Genomic DNA, 19,827 nt, shown 5'->3' on the forward strand with positions numbered 1-19,827 from the left:
GAAATTCATAAACAACTATCTGATTATCAATCATAAATATACAAATTATCACCATAATAACCAAAAAAAATCCGCCTCAGTTGTGAGACGGATTCATTTTATGCTGCTTTTTTAGAAGCCTTTTTCTCTTTGCAATCTTTCTTATCCATTTTGCAATTTTTGTGATCTTTCATATCGCAAGTTTTTGCCATTTTTTTATCGTCCATTTTGCATTCCTTTTTATCTTTTCCGGCGCAGCAATCTTTTTTTGGAGTCTCTTGAGCAAATGCGGCGGTGAACGCTGTAAATGCAATCACTGAAAGTATTTTTTTCATATCGTTTTGATTAATATTGGTTTAACGTCTTTCAAAGTTAAATTATTTTTTGAAATTTCGAGGCTTTTTACAATAAATTTCACCCAATAAAATATATGATCAGATTATTCGATGAAAAATTTAGTCAGAAACAATCCAAAAAAATCAAACGTTTGATTGATTTTTTTGGATAATAGTTTACCTTTGCACCTTCAAAATCATCAAAATCATGATTTCAAAAGAAGAAAATATTTTATTTAATGCTGAAAAACTCTTTGCTGAAAAGGGTTTCGACGGAACTTCGATTAGAGAGATTTCAAAAGAAGCCCAAGTAAATGTTTCGATGATCTCTTACTATTTTGGTTCAAAAGAAAAACTGTTTGAAAAAATTTTTGAATATCGAATGAACGAAAGTCTTTCATTTGCCAAAGATGTTTTGGCTGATCAAAAGATGAATGAATGGGAAAAATTAATTGCGGTGATCAATCGGTACATCAGTCGTGTCAAAACGCTTAAGACATTTTACCTCATCATGCAACGAGAGCAACTGACAAACAAAAATGAACATATTGTAAAGTTTTTGAATGAATCTAAAATGGGATTTCTGGAGATTTACAGACAGTTGATCGCATCGGGTATTCAAAATAAAGTTTTCACCAAAGCTCCACGCTTAGAATTTATTCATTCTACCATTTCGGGAACAATTTTCAGTGCCTTAAATTCCTTACCGATTTACAAGAACTTTTATAAAGGTGACGAGGAATATGAGAATCTTTATTTTGAAGACCTCAACAATCACATTAAAAACGTTTTAAAATACCTTTTAGGTTATGAAGAAAATATATAAATCACTTTTTTCACTGTCATTTTCAGTCCTTGCGATTACTTTACAGGCTCAGGAAAAGAAATCACTTACTTTGGATGAAGCCGTGATGCTCGGAATTCAAAATTCAAAAAATTTAAAGATTGATGAAGCAAAAATTCAAGAGGCGACCGCCAATTATTTGGAAGCAAAAAACAATCGTCTTCCCAGTTTAAAAGTTTCGGGAAGTGCTTTGGCTCTTGCAAATGCAAATGTAGATTTGAAAATTTTGCCACCTTCTGCAGGTGGAAGTTCGCCGAAAGCAAATTCGGCATTTTACGGAAATGTTGCTGCTTCGTTACCAATTTTTGCGGGTGGAAGAATTAAATACGGAATTCAATCTGCACAATACTTAATTGAAGCTTCGAAATTGAGCAGTGAAAATAATAAAGTCGCGATCGCCTATAATGTTTCGCAAGCCTACAACAATCTTTTCAAAGCCAACCAAGCTATTAAAGTTTTAGAGGAAAACCTTTCTGCGTCTCAAAAAAGAGATCAGTCTTTTCAGAAACTTGAAGACAATGGAATTATTCCTCGAAATGATAAGTTGAAAGCTAACTTGCAAACATCAAACATAGAATTGCAGCTGCTTGATGCTCAAAATAATTTCAGCATTGCAAATATCAATATGGATTTGCTATTGGGACTTCCCGAATCTACAGAAATTCAAATTGACGAAAATTATATTGCGGAACTTTCAGAAAATCGTCCCGTTACCTTTTACCTCGATCAAGCTACAGGCAACCGAAAAGATTTGCAGGCGATCAGCTATCAAAGAAAAGCCGTCGAACTTGGGATTAAATCTGCAAAAGCCGAAAATCTTCCGACCATCGCTTTAACAGGAGGTTACTTTGCAGCCGACGTTCCGAAAATTCTTACGATTTATAATGCTGCCAATATTGGAGTAGGAGTACAGTATAATATTGACAATCTTTGGAAGAAAAACTCAGCTTTGCTAAAAGTACAAGCTCAGAAAAAAGAACTTTCTGCAACCAACGATTTACTTGCCGATCAAATTAAACTGGAAGTCAATAGAGATTACCAGAATGCCCAATTTGCGAAGAAAAAAATTATAGTTTATGCAAAAGCAGCAGATCAGGCAAATGAAAATTACCGCGTGACCAAAAATAAATTTGATAACGGTTTGGCGACCATCACCGAACTTTTAGATGCAGATGCCGCTCAAATTACAGCCAACGTAAATGTTGTCAATGCAAAAGCAGATGCCGCACTTATGCAAAGGAAATTGCTGCAAACTTCGGGAATACTCATTCTAAAATAGAAACAGCGGAGTTCCTTTTTAAAAATTAAGAACAAAAGCAGTCTTTAATGTTTCAAAAAAAAATATAAATAAAAACAGAAAATTATACAATGGACGATCATAACACCCAAGAACAACCCGAACTTTTCCCAGAATCTAAGAAAAAGAAAAGCTATGTTTTTCCTATTATTTTAGTAGCAATATTAATTGTTGGAGGATTTTTCGGATACCGATCTTATTCCTTCGGCCAAACTCACGAATCTACTGATGATGCACAAATTGCCTCTAATATGAGTCCTGTAATTTCAAAAATTTCTGGTTATGTAACAGAAGTTCATGTGAAAGATAATCAGTTTGTAAAAAAAGGTGACACATTGGTGATTTTAGATAACAGAGATCAAAAAATGGCGCTAGAATCGGCACAAGCTGCATTGGGAACGGCGAGAAGTAATATTTCTACCGCAAAAGCAAGCACGAATGCTGCGTCCCAAAACATCAATTCTACAAATGCTGCCATTGCAACGGCAACTGCACAAATTGAAGCGGCAAAAGTAAATGTTTGGAAAACTTCGCAAGATTTAAAAAGATACAGCAATTTGGTAAAAGATCATACCATTACACAACAGCAATATGAAACTGCTTTAGCAGCGAAACAATCTGCTGATCGGCAATTGCAGGTTTTGGTTGATCAAAGAAATCAGGTTTCCCAGCAAACAGGAATTGTCAATTCTCAAACCGCGGCAAGTTCCGAGCAAATCGGTGTGGCTAGTTCGGTCGCGAAACAGAGAGAAGTAGATGTTGAAAATGCTAAATTGATGTTGTCTTATACCATTATTTTAGCACCAGAAGACGGCTTTGTTTCAAAAGTTTCTACTCAAAAAGGACAGTTTGTTCAAGCAGGATCTCAATTATTTAGTTTGGTGAGAGACAACAGTGCGTGGATTGTCGCTAATTTTAAAGAAACGCAGCTCGCTAAAATGGTTGAAGGACAAAAAGTTGATGTAGAAATCGATGCTTTTCCCGATCATCAATTCGAAGGTGTTGTAAGTTCTTTTTCGCCCGCAACTGGATCCACGTTTTCTATTCTTCCTCCTGATAATGCAAGTGGAAATTTTGTGAAAGTCGTTCAAAGACTTCCGGTAAGAATCGATTTCGAAAAACTCGATCCTAAAATTGCGAAGAAACTTCGTGCAGGAATGAATGTGAAAGTCACCGTTAATTTAAAATAAAAGAGAAACCGACAAGATGTTGTAAGGCAAGAGATTATAGATTTTTTATATTAATTGATCTTAAAGTCTATCGAGTACAAATTTATCATCTTTTCATCTCTAATCTAAAGTAAATGCAACAGGATTCATTAGTCGAGTACGGCTCCAGACGGCTTATCATCACCATTACCGCAATAATGTGTGCCTTGTTAGAAATTGTAGATTCCACGATCGTCAATGTAGCTTTGAATGAAATGAAGGGGAATTTAGGAGCGACATTGTCTGAAGTTGGTTGGGTAATTACCGCGTATGCAATTGGGAATGTAATCATCGTACCGATGACAAGCTGGCTTTCTGCGCAGTTCGGACGCCGAAATTATTTCGCTGCCTCTATTATTATCTTTACCATCTTTTCTTTTCTTTGTGGAAATGCCACCAATATTTGGGAGCTTGTATTTTTCCGATTATGTCAAGGAATCGGGGGTGGAGCACTCTTGGTAACTTCGCAAACCATCATCACCGAATCTTATCCGCTCGAAAAACGCAGTATGGCTCAAGCGATTTATGGATTGGGAGTAATTATTGGTCCCACTTTAGGGCCGCCTTTAGGTGGTTATATCGTAGATAATTTTAGTTGGCCCTATATTTTTTATATTAATATTCCCCTCGGAATTGCTGCTGCAATAATGACTTTGCAATTTGTAAGGAGTCCGAAATTTGCCGAAAAACGAAAAGCTAGAGACGTCGATTGGTTCGGAATTGTACTGCTTGCTGTTACGGTCGGCTCGCTGCAATATATTTTGGAAAGAGGTCATGAGGAAGATTGGTTTGATAGCAAAGTAATTATTTACCTAACCGCTTCTGCAGTCATCGGATTAATCCTTTTCCTTTGGCGTGAACTGACTTATAAATATCCCATCGTGGAATTGCGGGTTTTGAAGAATGGTAACTTACGAATCGGAACGGCGATGTCTTTTATCTTAGGTTTCGGTTTGTATGGATCAACTTTTATTGTTCCTCTTTACACGCAAAGTATTTTGGGTTGGACCGCCTTGCAGTCGGGAGCTTTGATGATACCTGCAGCTTTGACTACTGCAGTGATGATGCCTATTATTGGAAGGTTACTAACAAGAGGTGTTAAGCAGCAATTATTGGTTTCTTTGGGTTTACTTATTTTCTTTATTTATAGTTTTTGGGGTTATAAAATTATCGGTCCAGACACCGGAAAAAGTGATTTCTTTTGGATGCTTATCGTTCGAGGAATGGGATTAGGTTTATTATTTATTCCGATTACATCTTTGGCTTTAAGTACTTTGAAAGGGCAGGAAATTGGTCAGGGAGCAGCTTTTACTGGAATGATGCGTCAATTAGGCGGTTCATTTGGGATTGCGGCGATTACGACGTTTATTGCAAACCAGACCTCAATTCATAAATTAAATCTTGCTCAACATTTAGATGCGAATAGTTTTGATGTACAACAAAGACTTGCAGGATTAAAAGCCAGCTTTATCTCGAAAGGTTTTGCACCCGACGTGGCTCTGCAGTCCGCATACAAGCTTTTAGATTTTAGTGTTTTAAAACAAGCATCTGTTTTGGCCTATATGGATGTTTTTCTCTACCTCGGAATTTTATTTTTAATCTGTATTCCGTTTGTTTTATTTGTAAAAGAAAGGAAGGGAAGAGATCCCATTGATGTGAGTGACGCAATGCATTAATGCAATACATATTTTCTAAAAATATCATTCATTTTTAAGCATTATTGAAAAAGCCACGGATCAATTTCTGTGGCTTTTTTGAAAATTATATTTGAAATAAAGTTGGAACGATTTTATGGCAAAGAATTATCCAACATTAGGTTTCGCTTCTTGTTTTAAAATTCCTTTTTCTTTCAATGCTACCAACATTCGTTCATATTTGTAGTCTTCCCAATCAAATTTCTCCAGGAAGTCTAATCCAGCCCTAAAACCTTTGTTGAAAAGGATCGTTTTTTCGTCATCCTGCATGAAGAAATTCAGCCAGTTACTGGGACTGCAATCTACATACTGAATGCTGTGAGTGCTATAGAACGTATATTTGGTTAAAAATGTTTTATCATTATAACCTTTTAAAGTATCGAAAATAGCACCCAGAAAACTTCCGGGACTTTTCAGGATGTTTTCACTACCGGGACCTCTCGTTTCGCCCATTTCGGCTTGATCGACGAGGCGCACACCAAACACGGGAATTCTGGGATAAAAGATATCGCTTTCATGAAAAATATCGATTGGGAAATTAGAAATACTTCCACCATCCACGAAAACGCCTTCTTCAAAAATAGCAGCAGGTTCGGCATTCAGCCAGAATTTCCAAGCTTGTACAATCGAATCTTTCGCAATGTCGATTTTTGTAATCATCGGTTCGAAAAAATACGGAACCGACATCGAAGCACGTACAAATTTTGCCGGACTTATTATTGACAAATCAGTATTTGTCCAGTAAAGATTTGCCATTTTGGGCAGTTCAACTTTTATTTTCGCATTGATGTCGGTGGCAATAATCGTATAATCCGACCGAAGAAGGGTAAATGGATTTTCTTTATAGATATCGCTACTTTGTGCAGCGTTCAAAAAATAATTAAACTTTGGAATATCGATATTCGCCAATTCTTTTTGATGAATATTTTTGATGTTTTCAATCGCATTATTGTAGTATTCTTCACCATTTCCGAAGCGGTAATTCAAATTTAATTTTCTTCCATTTTGATTGTATTCTTCGTTGAGATTGCTCACACTTTTTATATTAAAATGATCGAGTGCACTTTTCAGTTTATTTTCAAAGGCATTCCCAGGATTCAGACCGATATGATTTACCTTGAAAAGATGATAATAATGCAGGATTACATAAATGAGCAAGCTTAAACCCAAAAAAGGAATGCTGTAATACCACGGATTTATTTTTAAGAAAAGAATCAAAAAAGGAAAAATTATGATGAGAAGAAATAGAAAAAAGATCGATAAACCAATTCTTTTCATGTAGTTTTTACTTTTCAGAATTCGACTTGCCATCTGCTTTACAATAGATTTTCCATCCATGAATTCTTCAAATTTCCATTGAAATAAGAGGTCTTTGATTCGGGTACTTTTATTTTTTGATCGGTCGCCCATTGCTGCGATTAGCATTGTGTTTATCGCACCTGCGCTCGTTCCTGCTATTCTCAGAAAACGGATTCCAAAACTTTCGAGCGCATACAAATATCCCACGAGTGCGACTCCCCAAACACCACCTCCTTCCTGCACAAAGTTGACGTACTGATTCCCGGAGTGATCCAAAATATCTGAAAATTCTTTCGACGCAATTTTTTCGTAAAGCGATTTCAGTTTTTCTTTTGAAGCTGAATCAAGTTGTTGATCTGCAAGAACTTGTTCAAATTGTTGTTGAGTGATCATATTTTTTGTTCTGGGGATTTAGGGTTTTCTTCCTGCCGGGAAATATATTTTTTTCTTAAGAAATTAAAAAAGAAAAGCGCTAATGGAATAATAATCAGTGATAATATTTCTTTGAAATGAGCATCAAAAAAATTATATATTTTCTCACCAAAGGTTGGAGCTGGCTGATCAATTCCAATTTTGATCTTAATTTGGCGTGCTGCCAACTGAAGTTTTTGTCCTGCAGGTGTTTCAGCTTTAATGATTAAAGTGACCGTTCCCACATGTTGAGATTTTGCGATTGCTTTTACTTTCCAATGCCAATAATTGCCATTGACGAAATCCAAAATCTGTTCATTCGGATCGAGCAAGTTTTCGGCTTCTAATCCATCATCAACTTTGGTAATTCTGAAATCATCGTAATCATAAAATGGTTTGATGGATAATTTTTTGAATGCTTCTATATTTTTGACAATACATACAATACTGCTGTCATCAGTTTTTGTAAATTCAAGATCTTCTTTTTCGATCGCTTTCAATTTTTTGGCGACTTGTTTTCCATCACCTTCAATTTTTACAAAAACTCGCAAATCCCGTTCTTCATTAAGCGGAATCTGCGGAAAATAGGAAAAACCGAGGACTGCATTTTTCGGCTTTTCTATTTCTTCTGAAGTTTTTATTGGTGGCTCAACTGGTGCAGTGTTGTTTTCCTTTTTTTCAAGGAGAGCCGGAAGATTCGCATTGATAATTTCGGTATGTTGATTAATAAGATTTGGTTTGATCTTCTTAAATGCTGCCTGAACCGAATCATTAGCGGCGGTTGTTTTTTCGAGAGCAATCTGTGGTGAAGACGCTTTTGTTTTCAATTCGATAAGATTTGCAACCGTGTCCTGTTTTCCTTCGGTCTGCGTTTCAGGTTTATTCTGATCCACATTTACAGGCAGTTCTGGCGATGTCAAACCCGCGGTATCGTCAGAAACCGAAGAAGTAACTTCATTATTTACACTTTCTGCAGCCGCTTCATTAGTGCTTTTCGAACAGGAAACTAGGAAGAATAGTAAAATGATGGTATAAATTGATTGTGTTTTCATGGCTTTAAATTTTACTCAGATTTCAAATATTCCTTCAGTTTATCCGAAACCGTGTCGGATTTCAAAAGTTCCTGTCTCATCAATTCACGGTCTGTATCTGACCAAATATCGGTTTCTTCATAATCTAAAAATTTGTGAAGATTCGGATTAGCGTGCATTTGCTGCAGAATTTCAGTTTGAAACATTTCAGCTCTTACTTTATCGGCTTCATCATCACCTTTCAGTCTGAGAAGGAGTCCCAATAAATCCAGTATTCCCCAAAGATTTACATTCGCTTCTTTTGCTTTGGTTAAATTTTCTGCAGATGGAATTATCGCAAGTGCTTGATCAGCTTTTAAAATTCCTCTTCCTAAATAGATTTTGTACAGCGGATAAGAATATCTTTCGGCAGAATTGAAGAGTGCATTTTTTACCATTTCTACTTTTCGCCACCTTTCGGCGGGATATTTTTTTAATATTTCATTGATTTCATCTCGATAATAAGTGAGCCATATCGCTGCAGCCGCTGCAATTTGCGGGGTTGCAGAAGAAGTTCCGCCACCATCCAGACGGAAATATTTTCCGTGATCATTCATGGTTCCCCAAATAATATTTGGTGTATAAGCTGCCAAAGCATGGGTCATCACATCTTCTGGTCCAAAATTTCCCTGCATTGTTTCACCTCCTTCTGATTTTTTTTGCAGTCGCGCTTCCAAGACATAGGGTAAATTGTCGCATGCAACTCCGGTTGCAGCAATAACCCGTTCCCATCTTGCGGGATATAGAACCCTTTTTGGTAAAGCTTTTTTTGCGCCTTCAAACCAAGAATTTCCAGCTGCAGTTACTACCGTGATTCCCGCTTCGTATGCTTTGTTCACCAAATTTGCCCACGCTTTTGACGGTGCTCCTGCCATCGACATGCTGATGACTTCACAACCTTCAGAGATTGCATATTCTAATGCGTCAACAAAAGCGGAAGTTTGAATTAATGCTACCGTTTCAGAAATTCTCATCGGAATTATTTCAGCAAAGGGTGCAGCTCCGATAAAGCCTTCGTAGTTATCATCGGTATCACTTTTTTTAACAGAATTTCCTGCCAGTAAAATCATCGTTGCAGTGCCATGACCGTCTTGTTCCAAACTTTTTCCAGAAGCGATATCAATTGCTTGTTTTCCTTCTTCACCTTTGATAAAACTTTTGCTTTTCTCTTTATTTAAATTTTTCGGAAGCGCAGGATGACCGGGTTGAAATCCAGTATCGATATGGCCGATTTTGATGGTCGGATTTGGGGTTTTTGCCAATAATTTCCGATTTGCCTTTTTAAATTCAGAAAATTGATCATTAAGATGCCACACAAAACGATCGGTCTGTAATTCAGGTTTTGGCCAGTTTTTCAGATATTCATTTTCATTAAAAGTTTCGAGTGCCGAAACTGCTTTATTTTCAACGCTACCCGGATCTTCAGCGGAGAAAATTTGATTCGGCAAATTGGGTTCTACATATTCAACACTTCCCGTAGATTTTACTTCTTGATCTACATAATGGTGTGCGATATCCCAAGGTTTTTGATCATCTCCTTTGGTAATCATTTGTGGAATTATTTTTCCGTTTTTGTTTAAAATTTCCATGATTTGTAGTTTTTAAATTTTGTTATTGTAATTTTTGATAAAATCGATCCTTTCTGCGGAATTATCGATAAAAAAATCTTCCAAATCTTTTTGTACAGGTTTATAATTGCCATTTCGGCAGACAAAATAATCTGGAGAAAGATTCTGAACTTCAGAAATAATCGGACGTTGGATATGGTGGAATGGCAACACTCTTTTGGGAACTTCTTTGATCACGTAATACATTAAATCGACCACACTCACGAATTCATCGTTTGGGGACAGTTTTCCGTCAAAAACTTCGAGGCAAACCTCCGTGAAGAGGCTGTTTTTAGAGCCCGGCAAAATCACAGACTCTTCATTGTCATCACAGGCGGAAATAAAAACCCTTCCTTCGCCGGAATCCAGTTTTTCTAAAAGTCCGCGGTTCGATGGTTTTTCTTCGATCATCATTCCTTCCAACTCGGAAATGTTTTTGTATTTCATTCCATCTGCGTGACAGCAGTCGAGAAGGATGAGTAATTTATCAGCTTTAATTTGTTTGATTTTTTCAGAAAAAAGAGCACCATTGAGCATGGTTTCTTCTTTTTTAAGTTTGTCGGCACCAGAAGTTTTCAGGAAATAATCTGTTTTTTCAGGATCTGTATCATTTGGGATTTGCAGACCATGTCCTGAATAGTACACTAAAACGGTTGCTTTATCTAAGTTTTTAGTTTTCGATATGATGGTTTCGAGCGAATCGATAACATTTTTTTTGGTAGAATCATCGTTGACCAAAAACGCTATATTTTCTGGTAAGTAACCTCCTTTATTGGGATCACAAAGAAGGTTTTTGATGGCAGTTGCATCTTCTGCAGTAGCGGCTAAATCTCCGCCAACTCCAATAATGAGGGCAAAGAAATTTTCCATGGTATATCTTATTTTATCAATTATAAATAATTAAAATACAGTAGATTGCGAAAATTTCTTTGAAGGAAGTGGAATTTTTTTTCATGGTATGTGTTCATTGGTTAATCATCAAAATTAATAATAATATTCAAACCATAATAGTTTTAAGGTAAAAAAGGGTGATTTAACCGTGTAACAAAATTCTTGACGTTTAACTTTTAATGTTAAGCGATTTTTTACATGAATATTTTTTGAAACTTTCAATAATTGTCGCCGTTTTTGGAGGCGCTTTTTTAGGAATTGGGATTGGCTTGGTAATGAGAGCTGGTGCGGCTTTAGACGGTATTGAAGTCTTGGCGCTTTATACTTTGAAAAGAACTTCGTTTACCATCACCGAAATTATTCTTGGGATTAATATCATCATTTTTAGTTTCGCAGCTTTAAAATTTGGTATTGAAACTTCGCTGTACTCGGTTCTCACGTATTTCGCAGCGACCAAAACCATCGATTATGTCGTGGAAGGAATTCAGGCGTATACAGGAGTGACCATTATTTCTGCCAAAAGTGAAGAAATTAAGCATCAGTTAGTAAACAATTTAGGACGAGGAATTACCGTCTACAAAGGCGAACGCGGCTTTCTCCCGGGAAAATTTGATGTGAGTGCCGATTGTGATATAATTTACACCGTTGTCATGCGGCTAGAAATGCGTAAACTGAAAAATTTAATTTATGAAATCGATTCTGAAGCGTTCGTTTTTGCCAATACGATCAAAGAAGCTTCGGGTGGAATTATTAAAAGCAGAGTAAAACATTAAGAAAAAAACATAATTTTTAATGAAGAAGCGAGCGATTGGCAACATCAATTGATTAGGAAGCATGAATCTTTTAAACGATAAAGCATTATTAACTTTCCTCCAGAATTATTTGCAGCATCCGTTTAAAAAGACGCTTGTAATTATGCGATATCCTAAAAAAAACTCTCCAAAATTTCTTTGAGAGAGGTTTGCTTTTTTATAAAATTCTGATGCTTTATTTGGATATTTTCCATCGAGTTTCGCGCCAATCATTCTGTTCTTTTTTAGAAAGAAAAGACCATGCAACTATTCGGCTCGATTTGTTGCCAGTTCCCGTAGGAATTGTTTTGATCTGGGTTGCTTCAGCTGCTCCTAATGCTTTATAAACTCCTTTTAGATTAGATTCTTTGGAGACTAATGTGGAAAACCAATAACAGTTTGCAGCGAAATTTTTGCTTTCATTAATCATATTGTGGATGAAAGTATGTTCGCCACCTTCGCAAATTAATTCGTCACTGATGCCAGCAAAATTGAGTTCTACCTTTTTTACTTTTTTACCGGTAAGGTTTTTTACTTTTCTGCGGCTCGTTTTCTGCGCTTCTTCTGTTGAGGAGTAAAAAGGCGGATTACAAATAGTTAGATCAATTTTTTCATCTTCACTAATGATTCCGCTGAAAATAGATTTCGGACTTTCTTGTAGTCTAAAATGAATTTTTTCCTTCAACGATTCATTTGCATCTGCAATTTTTTTTGCAGCCTCGATTGAATCTGGATTGATATCGGATCCTATAAAATTCCAGCCATATTCGGTAACGCCAACAATAGGATAGATGCAGTTTGCACCCACACCGATATCGAGTACTGATATTTGATGACCCTCTGGAAGCGTTCCAAAATTACTTTGCGTTAATAAATCTGCGATATAATGCAGATAATCTGCTCTTCCGGGAATTGGCGGACAAAGATTACCATCAGGAAAATCCCAGTTTTCAATGCCATAATAATGTTTAAGCAAAGCTTTGTTGAGAAGTTTCACCGCAACCGAATTGGCAAAATCTACAGAATTTTCGCCGTATTTATTAGGTTTGATATGTTCGGAAAGTTCAGGAATCGCAATTGCTAAAGCTTCTAGATCATATTTTTCTCGGTTCTTATTGCGGAGATGAAGTCTGGTTTTTTCTTGAATATTTTTTTCGATGGACATCTTTTTTAAATAATTTCTATTGTGGATGCAAATTTACGGTTTTTTTAAACGACGAAAGTGAGAAAACAATTTGTTTACTTGAAGATCACATTGCAGTGTACGGTCTAAAATTTGTCCTGAAAATTTTAATCGAGCCCCGTTAAAAAATCTACCACCGTTTTTTTCTTACAAAAATGAATGTCAGAAGCGAAATAAAACCCATTAAACCTAAAGTTAAAAAATAGCCGAGAGGTTGATGAAGTTCAGGCATATTGTCGAAATTCATCCCATAAATCCCTGCAATAAAAGTAATCGGAAAAAAATACATGGAGTAGATTGCCAAAACTTTCATGACCTGATTGGCTTTTTGATCACTCATCGCCAAAAACATAGAAATTAAATTGGTTACTTGAGCGTTCAAATGTTCGAAATCGGTGATGACGTCTTTATGTTTGTCTTTTAGATCAGTGATTTCGGCATCATCCAATTTTAAAAGTTTGAATTTATCGATCCAGTCTGAAGAAACATTTAAAATTCTTGCATTGAGTCCTGATTTTCTTTTCAACTGATAAAGTCTTCGGATTTGGTTAGAGTTATTCGTGTTTTTAAGAAAAATTTCATTCTCTATATTATCCATTGTTTCCATGAGATTTTTAGACTCATCATCGAAAGATTTCATCACCTTTAAAGCCAAATTCAACGCTATTTTTTCAGAATTTATTTCCGTGTTTTCAGATCCTTTAATTTCTTTTTTGAATTCGAAAATGCTTCTGTTTTTCATGCGGTGAACGGTGATAATGACATCTTTCACCAAGAAAATCCCCAACTTTGTAGAAATATCACTGATTGTATTAAGATTTGCACGTTCTAACTCTGTGTTTTCCCGCATTAGAAAGAATTTAACCAAATGGTCCTGCTCAAATTTCGGGAGGTGATTGGGATCAATCGTGTCTTCCAGTAAAAGCGTGTTGATCTCGTACCGATCATGTAAAAAATTAAGATCTTCCTCGGTCGGAGCTTCTACATCGATCCATTCACAGTGGTCGTTTCGGTAAATAATTTCTATTGCCATTTCACAAATTTAATACTAATTTTATGTAAAAATTAAACTTTTTTACAATGTTTCAAATATAATTTATCTTTGCCTTCAGTAAAAAAAATTCATGATAAAAAGTATAATAAAAGGGATCGGTCATTATGTTCCCGAAAATGTAGTCACCAACGACGATCTATCTAAACTGATGTCGACCAGCGATGAGTGGATTACCGAACGCACAGGAATTAAAGAGAGGCGTCATCGAAAGAATAGGAATGATGCGGAAGAAACCACTTCCTATCTAGGATTCAAAGCTTCTCAAAACGCTTTGAAAATGGCAGGTTATACTGCAAAAGATATCGATTTTATTGTTTTCGCCACGCTCTCACCAGATTATTACTTTCCTGGTTGTGGTGTTTTGCTACAAGAAATGTTAGGTTGTGATACGATTGGAGCACTTGATGTGAGAAACCAATGTTCTGGTTTTGTGTATGCAATGAGTGTTGCAAATGCTTTTATTAAAGCAGGACAGTATAAAAATATTCTGGTAGTTGGTGCAGAAATTCATTCTTTTGGTTTAGATTTTTCCGATGAAGGAAGAGGAGTTTCCGTGATTTTCGGCGATGGAGCAGGAGCGGTTATTCTTTCGGCTTCAGAAGAAGAAGGTGCAGGTGATATTTTAGCGTTCAACATGCATTCGGAAGGGAAATATGCCGATGAACTGTGCACGAAATTCCCTGGTTCCAAATATGGTTGGAGCGATAGAATGCGTTTGGAACCGGAAAACGTAACCAATGATGAAGTTTATCCAATTATGAATGGAAATTTCGTGTTCAAAAATGCAGTAACAAGATTTCCTGAAACGATGATGGAAGCTTTGAATTCTGCCGGGAAAACAGCAGAAGATTTAGATTTATTCATCCCACATCAGGCGAATTTGAGAATTGCACAGTTCGTGCAAAAAACGTTCAATTTACCCGACGAAAAATTATACAATAATATTCAGAAATACGGAAATACAACCGCGGCTTCTATTCCTTTAGCGCTGAGCGAAGCCATTGCAGAAGTGAAAATTAAAAGAGGAGATCTGGTGCTGCTTTCCGCCTTTGGAAGTGGATTTACGTGGGGATCTATCTTATTTGAATACTAATGAAAAATGCGTCAATCGACGCATTTTTTTATTTGGATGGTACAGCGAGCGAATCTTCTTTTTGCGCTTCATTTTGAAAAGCTGCTGAATCAACTCCAGCATTTCTTTTTTCTTCAACGCTGTGATTGTCTTTAAATTCATCTCTTTTTTCCTCTTTTTGAGCGCAACTCGCCAACAATAATGTTCCGAAAATTGCAAAAGCCATTAATTTTTTCATACTATTTTTTTATTTGAAATGGTGTTAATCAAAAATCATGCAACGCGATTCAATTCCAAAAAATCTATTCTTTAATTTAAGCATTTTTGATCAATATTTGTTAAGAAATGATTCTTATCAAATTGATTCTTATCATTTACAGCATCATTTTTACAGCCTAAAATCTTTTTAATTTTACTATAAATTAAAGATATAGAAATTAAATACCCTGACAATTATGGCAATTAAAAGCAAAGTAGATGCGAAATACATCTATTCTTTCGGCGGAGGAAAAGCCGATGGAAATGAATCCATGAAAAACCTTTTAGGAGGAAAAGGAGCCAATCTTGCAGAAATGGCAGGTCACAAAAATTTAAAACTTCCCGTTCCACCTGGATTTACCGTAACAACCGAAGTATGTACTTATTACTACGATCATCAAAAAACCTATCCCAAAAATTTAGAAAAAGACATCAAAAAAGCCCTTTCTGAAGTAGAGCAATTGATGGGTAAAAAATTTGGCGATGTAAAAGATCCATTGTTAATGTCGGTACGTTCGGGAGCAAGAAAATCAATGCCCGGAATGATGGATACCGTTTTAAACATTGGTCTGAATGATGAAACCGTTTTAGGTTTAATCCAAAATTCGGGTGATGCCCGATTTGCGTACGATGCGTATCGAAGACTCGTAATGATGTATTCCGACGTGGTCATCGAAAAAGCCGGGGGAATGGAACCTGCAAAAGGAAAGGGAATCCGTAAATTAATGGATGAACGGTTGGAAGAAGTTAAAAAAGAACGGGGTGTTTCTTTGGACACTGAACTTTCAGCAGAAGATTTGAAAAAATTAGTTAAAGAATTTAAATCCTTAACCAAAAAATATTTAAAAGTTGAATTTCCCGAAAATCCTTGGGATCAATTAATGGGCGGAATTGGAGCTGTCTTCGCTTCCTGGAACGGAAAACGCGCTATTGAATATCGTAAAATTGAAAGGATTCCCGATGATTGGGGAACTGCAGTAAATGTTCAGGCAATGGTTTACGGAAATATGGGAGAAGATTCTTGCACCGGAGTTGCCTTTACCAGAAATCCCGGAAATGGCGATCATTATTTTTACGGAGAATATTTGGTAAATGCTCAAGGAGAAGATGTTGTAGCCGGAATTAGAACTCCATCACCGATTAATAATGAATCTAAAAATGATCATTCAAAAGACTTGATCACTTTAGAAAAATTTATGCCTTCTCAGTTTAAAGAATTGGACGAAATTCAGCAGCGTTTGGAAAAACATTACAAAGACATGCAGGATATCGAGTTCACCATCGAAAAAGGTAAACTTTTTATGTTGCAATGCAGAGTGGGCAAAAGAAACGGAATTGCTGCAGTGAAAATGGCAGCAGAGATGTACCAGGAAAAATTAATTGATGCAGATACCGCCGTAATGAGAGTCGGTCCCAATCAATTAATTGAATTGTTGTTACCAATGATCGATCCCGAAGAAGAAAAGAAAAACAAACCCATTGCAAAAGGTCTTCCTGCAGGTCCAGGTGGAGCGGTTGGAAAAGTAGTTTTCTCTTCCGAAGAAGCAGTAGAATTAGGATTGAAAGGGGAGAAAGTGATTTTGGTGCGCGAAGAAACTTCCCCAGAAGATGTCGATGGAATGCATAAAGCTCAAGCGATTTTAACCACAAAAGGAGGTATGACTTCTCACGCAGCTTTGGTTGCAAGAGGTTGGGGAAAATGCTGTATTGTTGGTTGTAATGATATCGAGATTTTCGAAAAAGAAAAATATTTCTTAACCAAAGAGGGCAAAAAAATTCATGATGGCGAATGGTTAACGATGAACGGAACCACCGGAATGGCTTACGAAGGTGTTTTAGAACTTTCTAACACTGATTTAAATAAAAACACCTCTTACAAAACCTTGATGACTTTGGTCGATAAAGCCAAAAAATTAGGCGTCCGTACCAATGCAGATACTCCAAAAGATGCTGAACAAGCTGCTTATTTTGGAGCAGAAGGTATAGGATTATTCCGAACTGAGCATATGTTTTACGGAGAAGGAAGTGAGAAACCTTTGTTCCTTTTGCGAAAAATGATCATGAGCACCACCGTAAAAGAGCGTAAATCTGCTTTAAATGAGCTTTTCAAATTTGTGAAAAAAGATATAAAAGCGACTCTAGAAGTAATGGATGGAAAACCAGTAACGATTCGCTTGCTCGATCCCCCATTACATGAATTTGTTCCTCACGATAAAGAAAAGTTACAGGAATTAAGCAAAGAATTGGGTGTGAGAATGAGTGTTTTGAACCGCAGAATTCTTGCTCTACACGAAAATAATCCGATGCTCGGTCACCGCGGTGTTCGTTTGGGAGTTTCTTATCCCGAGATTACAGAAATGCAGGTTCGCGCTATTTTTGAAGCGGCTTCCGAACTGATTAAAGAAGGTAAAAAAGCTTTCCCCGAAATTATGATTCCGGTCGTAATGGGAAAACACGAACTTCGCCATCAAAAAGAAATCGTAGATCAGGTTTATCTAGAAGTATGCGAAAAAATGAATGTACAATCGATTCCATACCTTTATGGAACCATGATTGAAACTCCAAGAGCCGCATTGAAAGGTGATTCTATGGCAACCGTGGCAGATTTTTTCAGTTTCGGAACTAATGATTTAACACAAATGTGTTTCGGTTTTTCGAGAGACGATATCGGTGGATTTTTGCCAAAATATTTAGACTTGAAACTTTTGCCAGAAGATCCATTTGTTTCGATCGATCAAAGCGGAGTAGGTGAATTAATCCGAATCGGTGTTGAAAAAGGTCGCGGAATAAAACCAAAATTAAAAGTTGGTATTTGCGGTGAACATGGTGGTGATCCAGAATCGGTGAAATTCTGTCATCAACTAGGATTAAATTATGTGAGCTGTTCTCCTTTCCGAGTTCCTATCGCAAGATTAGCTGCAGCACAAGCTGCTATTGAAGAAAAGTAAATTTCAGACTTCTATTTTTTTAATGGAAACTGCCTCGAATCTTAGAGGCAGTTTTTTTTTATTTTATCTAAAGATTTCAAATTCCCTTCCGTCATAACTGGCGAAAACCATCGTAGGATGAGAATCCTGATGATAAATATTGCCGTTTTTATCAATTCCTATTGCTCCTGCAAATCCATCAATTTCTTGCAGTTCGGTAAAAGTTTTCTCGAATGCTTTTTCAATGCTCATTCCATCCGTAACACGAATGACAATTTTTGCTGCAGTGGCGTTGCTCACGATATCTTCGCCAACTCCTGTGCAACTTACTGCGCAGTATTGATTGGCAAAATTCCCTGCAACTGTTGCAGAATCTGAAATTCTTCCGACCAACTCAAAACCTTTTCCACCAGTTGAGGTAGCGGCGGCTAAATTGCCGTGTTGATCGAGGGCTACACAACCCACCGTTCCTTTTCCACCGTTTATGCGCTTCTCTTCATATTCTTTTCTGCGCTGCGGAATTTCGGTAGAGAAATCTTTAAATCCATATTCTTCTGCATATTTTTTTGCGCCGATTCCGCCTAAAACACGATCATCTTCTTTCATTAAAACTTGCGCGACATCAATAGGATTTTTTACATTTTCGATATTGATGACCCCCGAAAATTTCTGGTTTTCGCCATTCATTAAAGAAGCACTCATGCGGATTTTTCCATCACTTTGAATCTGGGAACCTATTCCTGCATTGAAAAGTACATCGTCTTCCAACAAAGAAACGGCATAAACTACAGTTTCTTCCGAAGTATGATTTTGCAAAAACTCAAAAGCCTTTCTGGCGATTTCTTTTAATGAATTTTGTTTGGCAGTTTTTACTTCGTGGCTTTGATCGCTTTCCGAGAAAAACCCGCCATGGATGATTATTTTCATTAAATTTAATTTTAAAAGAGGAGGTTTATTGACCTAAAACGTCAAATAATAGTTGGTGGAAATAGTTACTTTCGGGTGGGTAAAGAATTTAGTGATCCTGTGGAATTGGATTGTACTGAGAATTTACAATGGTTAAATCTTTAGTCTTCAAATCGTAAACATCATTTTGCGATAAAACATGCACAATTAAATTATCGATTGAAATAGGTTGGCCAAGTTGAATATTGGTAAGATTGGTGTCTTTTATGAATCGACCATCTACTAAAATGACAAGTCCGGAACCAATGGCAGTCATGATGTCACCATCAATATAAAGTCCGGTATCTTCACCCAGACCGATCCCTAAAGTTCGGGGATTGTTGACCACTGCCTGAAACAACCTTCCGATCCTTCCGCGCTGCACAAAATGCGTGTCTACAATGACATTTTCTATGAAACCCAAACCTTGGGTAGTTTTGATTTCTCCTTTTAATAATGCTTCACTACTTGATCCCTGATAAATCATATTTTCAGAAGCTGCAGCGGCTCCTGCAGATGTTCCGGCATAGATAAAATCTTGTTCCACATATTTGAGTAAAATCGTATCATGAAACCGTGTTCCTCCTAAAATCGAGGTGAGGCGAAGTTGATCTCCACCCGTGAACATTACCACATCTGCAGCATTTGCACGTGCAACAATTGCATCACTATTGGCTTGTTCGCGATTTTGAATATCTAGAATATTCACGTTTTTGGAGCCTAAAAATTCGAAAGCCTTCTTGTATTCCGGTCCCACAATCTGCGGGATTTGCGAAGCAGTGGTAATGATTTCGATGATAGAATCTTCCTTTAATCGAGATTCGTTGATGATCTTCCGTAATATTCCTCGCTCAAAAAAGTTGAGGTTTCTTTCTACATTCTGGTCGTATTCGGTTTCTGCAAAGCTGCCTTTATTTACAGCCCCACCGATAATCATTAATTTTCCAATTGGTCTCATAGGT

At 36.8% G+C, this 19,827-nt stretch carries 17 protein-coding genes; 7 read left to right on the forward strand and 10 right to left on the reverse strand.

Annotated features, from left to right (window positions below):
- Window positions 1-98: 98 nt before the first annotated feature.
- Window positions 99-314 carry a hypothetical protein gene (locus tag BW932_RS11085; protein ID WP_076387576.1) on the reverse strand — a complete coding sequence of 72 codons (216 nt, stop codon included), beginning with the start codon at window positions 312-314 and terminating at the stop codon, window positions 99-101.
- Between the two features lie 208 nt (window positions 315-522).
- On the opposite strand from BW932_RS11085, the gene BW932_RS11090 reads away from it, so the two are divergent.
- From BW932_RS11090 to BW932_RS11105, 4 genes are all read left to right on the forward strand, one after another.
- Window positions 523-1,140, forward strand: a complete 618-nt coding sequence (locus BW932_RS11090) for a TetR/AcrR family transcriptional regulator (RefSeq protein ID WP_076387577.1) — start codon at window positions 523-525, stop codon at window positions 1,138-1,140.
- Window positions 1,124-2,437, forward strand: a complete 1,314-nt coding sequence (locus BW932_RS11095) for a TolC family protein (RefSeq protein ID WP_076387578.1) — start codon at window positions 1,124-1,126, stop codon at window positions 2,435-2,437. Before BW932_RS11090 ends, BW932_RS11095 begins: the two co-directional genes overlap by 17 nt.
- A gap of 89 nt (window positions 2,438-2,526) precedes the next feature.
- Window positions 2,527-3,645 (forward strand): HlyD family secretion protein, encoded by a 1,119-nt coding sequence (locus tag BW932_RS11100; protein WP_076387579.1) that lies wholly within the window; start codon window positions 2,527-2,529, stop codon window positions 3,643-3,645.
- A gap of 113 nt (window positions 3,646-3,758) precedes the next feature.
- A complete protein-coding gene (locus tag BW932_RS11105) occupies window positions 3,759-5,339 on the forward strand; it encodes a DHA2 family efflux MFS transporter permease subunit (protein WP_076387580.1) in 1,581 nt (526 codons plus the stop codon).
- A gap of 126 nt (window positions 5,340-5,465) precedes the next feature.
- Here BW932_RS11105 and BW932_RS11110 read toward each other — a convergent pair whose 3' ends face one another.
- Genes BW932_RS11110 through BW932_RS11125 form a run of 4 tightly spaced genes read right to left on the reverse strand, consistent with a single transcriptional unit; the run spans window position 5,466 to window position 10,614 of the window.
- Window positions 5,466-7,049 carry a patatin-like phospholipase family protein gene (locus BW932_RS11110; RefSeq protein ID WP_084566510.1) on the reverse strand — a complete coding sequence of 528 codons (1,584 nt, stop codon included), beginning with the start codon at window positions 7,047-7,049 and terminating at the stop codon, window positions 5,466-5,468.
- A complete protein-coding gene (locus tag BW932_RS11115; protein WP_076387581.1) occupies window positions 7,046-8,119 on the reverse strand; it encodes a hypothetical protein in 1,074 nt (357 codons plus the stop codon). Before BW932_RS11115 ends, BW932_RS11110 begins: the two co-directional genes overlap by 4 nt.
- Before the next feature lie 11 nt (window positions 8,120-8,130).
- Window positions 8,131-9,726, reverse strand: coding sequence for a S8 family peptidase (locus BW932_RS11120; protein WP_076387582.1), 1,596 nt, complete (start codon window positions 9,724-9,726; stop codon window positions 8,131-8,133).
- Between the two features lie 12 nt (window positions 9,727-9,738).
- Window positions 9,739-10,614 carry a caspase family protein gene (locus tag BW932_RS11125; protein WP_076387583.1) on the reverse strand — a complete coding sequence of 292 codons (876 nt, stop codon included), beginning with the start codon at window positions 10,612-10,614 and terminating at the stop codon, window positions 9,739-9,741.
- Window positions 10,615-10,844: 230 nt separating this feature from the next.
- Between BW932_RS11125 and BW932_RS11130 the strand changes: the two genes are divergently transcribed.
- On the forward strand, window positions 10,845-11,408 hold the full coding sequence (locus BW932_RS11130) for a YitT family protein (RefSeq protein WP_245820726.1): 564 nt from the start codon (window positions 10,845-10,847) through the stop codon (window positions 11,406-11,408).
- 214 nt (window positions 11,409-11,622) lie between these two features.
- Here BW932_RS11130 and rlmF read toward each other — a convergent pair whose 3' ends face one another.
- On the reverse strand, window positions 11,623-12,591 hold the full coding sequence (gene rlmF, locus BW932_RS11135) for a 23S rRNA (adenine(1618)-N(6))-methyltransferase RlmF (RefSeq protein WP_076387585.1): 969 nt from the start codon (window positions 12,589-12,591) through the stop codon (window positions 11,623-11,625).
- Window positions 12,592-12,739: 148 nt separating this feature from the next.
- Window positions 12,740-13,642 carry a magnesium transporter CorA family protein gene (locus BW932_RS11140; RefSeq protein WP_076387586.1) on the reverse strand — a complete coding sequence of 301 codons (903 nt, stop codon included), beginning with the start codon at window positions 13,640-13,642 and terminating at the stop codon, window positions 12,740-12,742.
- 91 nt (window positions 13,643-13,733) lie between these two features.
- On the opposite strand from BW932_RS11140, the gene BW932_RS11145 reads away from it, so the two are divergent.
- Window positions 13,734-14,756 (forward strand): 3-oxoacyl-ACP synthase III family protein, encoded by a 1,023-nt coding sequence (locus BW932_RS11145; protein WP_076387587.1) that lies wholly within the window; start codon window positions 13,734-13,736, stop codon window positions 14,754-14,756.
- Between the two features lie 28 nt (window positions 14,757-14,784).
- Here the strand turns inward: BW932_RS11145 and BW932_RS11150 are convergent, their stop codons facing one another.
- Window positions 14,785-14,973: a hypothetical protein gene (locus BW932_RS11150; protein ID WP_076387588.1), complete on the reverse strand. Its 189-nt coding sequence runs from the start codon at window positions 14,971-14,973 to the stop codon at window positions 14,785-14,787.
- A 217-nt stretch (window positions 14,974-15,190) separates the two neighbouring features.
- Here BW932_RS11150 and ppdK point away from each other — a divergent pair, with 217 nt between their 5' ends.
- Window positions 15,191-17,941, forward strand: a complete 2,751-nt coding sequence (gene ppdK / locus BW932_RS11155; protein ID WP_076387589.1) for a pyruvate, phosphate dikinase — start codon at window positions 15,191-15,193, stop codon at window positions 17,939-17,941.
- 63 nt (window positions 17,942-18,004) lie between these two features.
- Here the strand turns inward: ppdK and BW932_RS11160 are convergent, their stop codons facing one another.
- Window positions 18,005-18,847 (reverse strand): isoaspartyl peptidase/L-asparaginase, encoded by an 843-nt coding sequence (locus tag BW932_RS11160; RefSeq protein WP_076387590.1) that lies wholly within the window; start codon window positions 18,845-18,847, stop codon window positions 18,005-18,007.
- A gap of 88 nt (window positions 18,848-18,935) precedes the next feature.
- On the reverse strand, window positions 18,936-19,823 hold the full coding sequence (locus BW932_RS11165; RefSeq protein ID WP_076387591.1) for a cyanophycinase: 888 nt from the start codon (window positions 19,821-19,823) through the stop codon (window positions 18,936-18,938).
- Between the last annotated feature and the right edge of the window lie 4 nt (window positions 19,824-19,827).

The sequence above is a fragment of the Kaistella chaponensis genome (assembly GCF_900156725.1).
Classification (GTDB): Bacteria; Bacteroidota; Bacteroidia; order Flavobacteriales; family Weeksellaceae; genus Kaistella; species Kaistella chaponensis.

Excerpts from the sequence above, each read along its gene's own strand:
- ppdK (WP_076387589.1), top strand. The coding sequence starts at position 15,191 with ATGGCAATTAAAAGCAAAGTAGATGCGAAATACATCTATTCTTTCGGC.
- BW932_RS11100 (WP_076387579.1), top strand. The coding sequence starts at position 2,527 with ATGGACGATCATAACACCCAAGAACAACCCGAACTTTTCCCAGAATCT.
- BW932_RS11115 (WP_076387581.1), bottom strand. The coding sequence starts at position 8,119 with ATGAAAACACAATCAATTTATACCATCATTTTACTATTCTTCCTAGTT.
- BW932_RS11090 (WP_076387577.1), top strand. The coding sequence starts at position 523 with ATGATTTCAAAAGAAGAAAATATTTTATTTAATGCTGAAAAACTCTTT.
- BW932_RS11165 (WP_076387591.1), bottom strand. The coding sequence starts at position 19,823 with ATGAGACCAATTGGAAAATTAATGATTATCGGTGGGGCTGTAAATAAA.
- BW932_RS11140 (WP_076387586.1), bottom strand. The coding sequence starts at position 13,642 with ATGGCAATAGAAATTATTTACCGAAACGACCACTGTGAATGGATCGAT.
- BW932_RS11160 (WP_076387590.1), bottom strand. The coding sequence starts at position 18,847 with ATGAAAATAATCATCCATGGCGGGTTTTTCTCGGAAAGCGATCAAAGC.
- BW932_RS11150 (WP_076387588.1), bottom strand. The coding sequence starts at position 14,973 with ATGAAAAAATTAATGGCTTTTGCAATTTTCGGAACATTATTGTTGGCG.
- BW932_RS11110 (WP_084566510.1), bottom strand. The coding sequence starts at position 7,049 with ATGATCACTCAACAACAATTTGAACAAGTTCTTGCAGATCAACAACTT.
- BW932_RS11145 (WP_076387587.1), top strand. The coding sequence starts at position 13,734 with ATGATAAAAAGTATAATAAAAGGGATCGGTCATTATGTTCCCGAAAAT.
- BW932_RS11120 (WP_076387582.1), bottom strand. The coding sequence starts at position 9,726 with ATGGAAATTTTAAACAAAAACGGAAAAATAATTCCACAAATGATTACC.
- BW932_RS11095 (WP_076387578.1), top strand. The coding sequence starts at position 1,124 with ATGAAGAAAATATATAAATCACTTTTTTCACTGTCATTTTCAGTCCTT.
- BW932_RS11085 (WP_076387576.1), bottom strand. The coding sequence starts at position 314 with ATGAAAAAAATACTTTCAGTGATTGCATTTACAGCGTTCACCGCCGCA.
- rlmF (WP_076387585.1), bottom strand. The coding sequence starts at position 12,591 with ATGTCCATCGAAAAAAATATTCAAGAAAAAACCAGACTTCATCTCCGC.
- BW932_RS11125 (WP_076387583.1), bottom strand. The coding sequence starts at position 10,614 with ATGGAAAATTTCTTTGCCCTCATTATTGGAGTTGGCGGAGATTTAGCC.
- BW932_RS11105 (WP_076387580.1), top strand. The coding sequence starts at position 3,759 with ATGCAACAGGATTCATTAGTCGAGTACGGCTCCAGACGGCTTATCATC.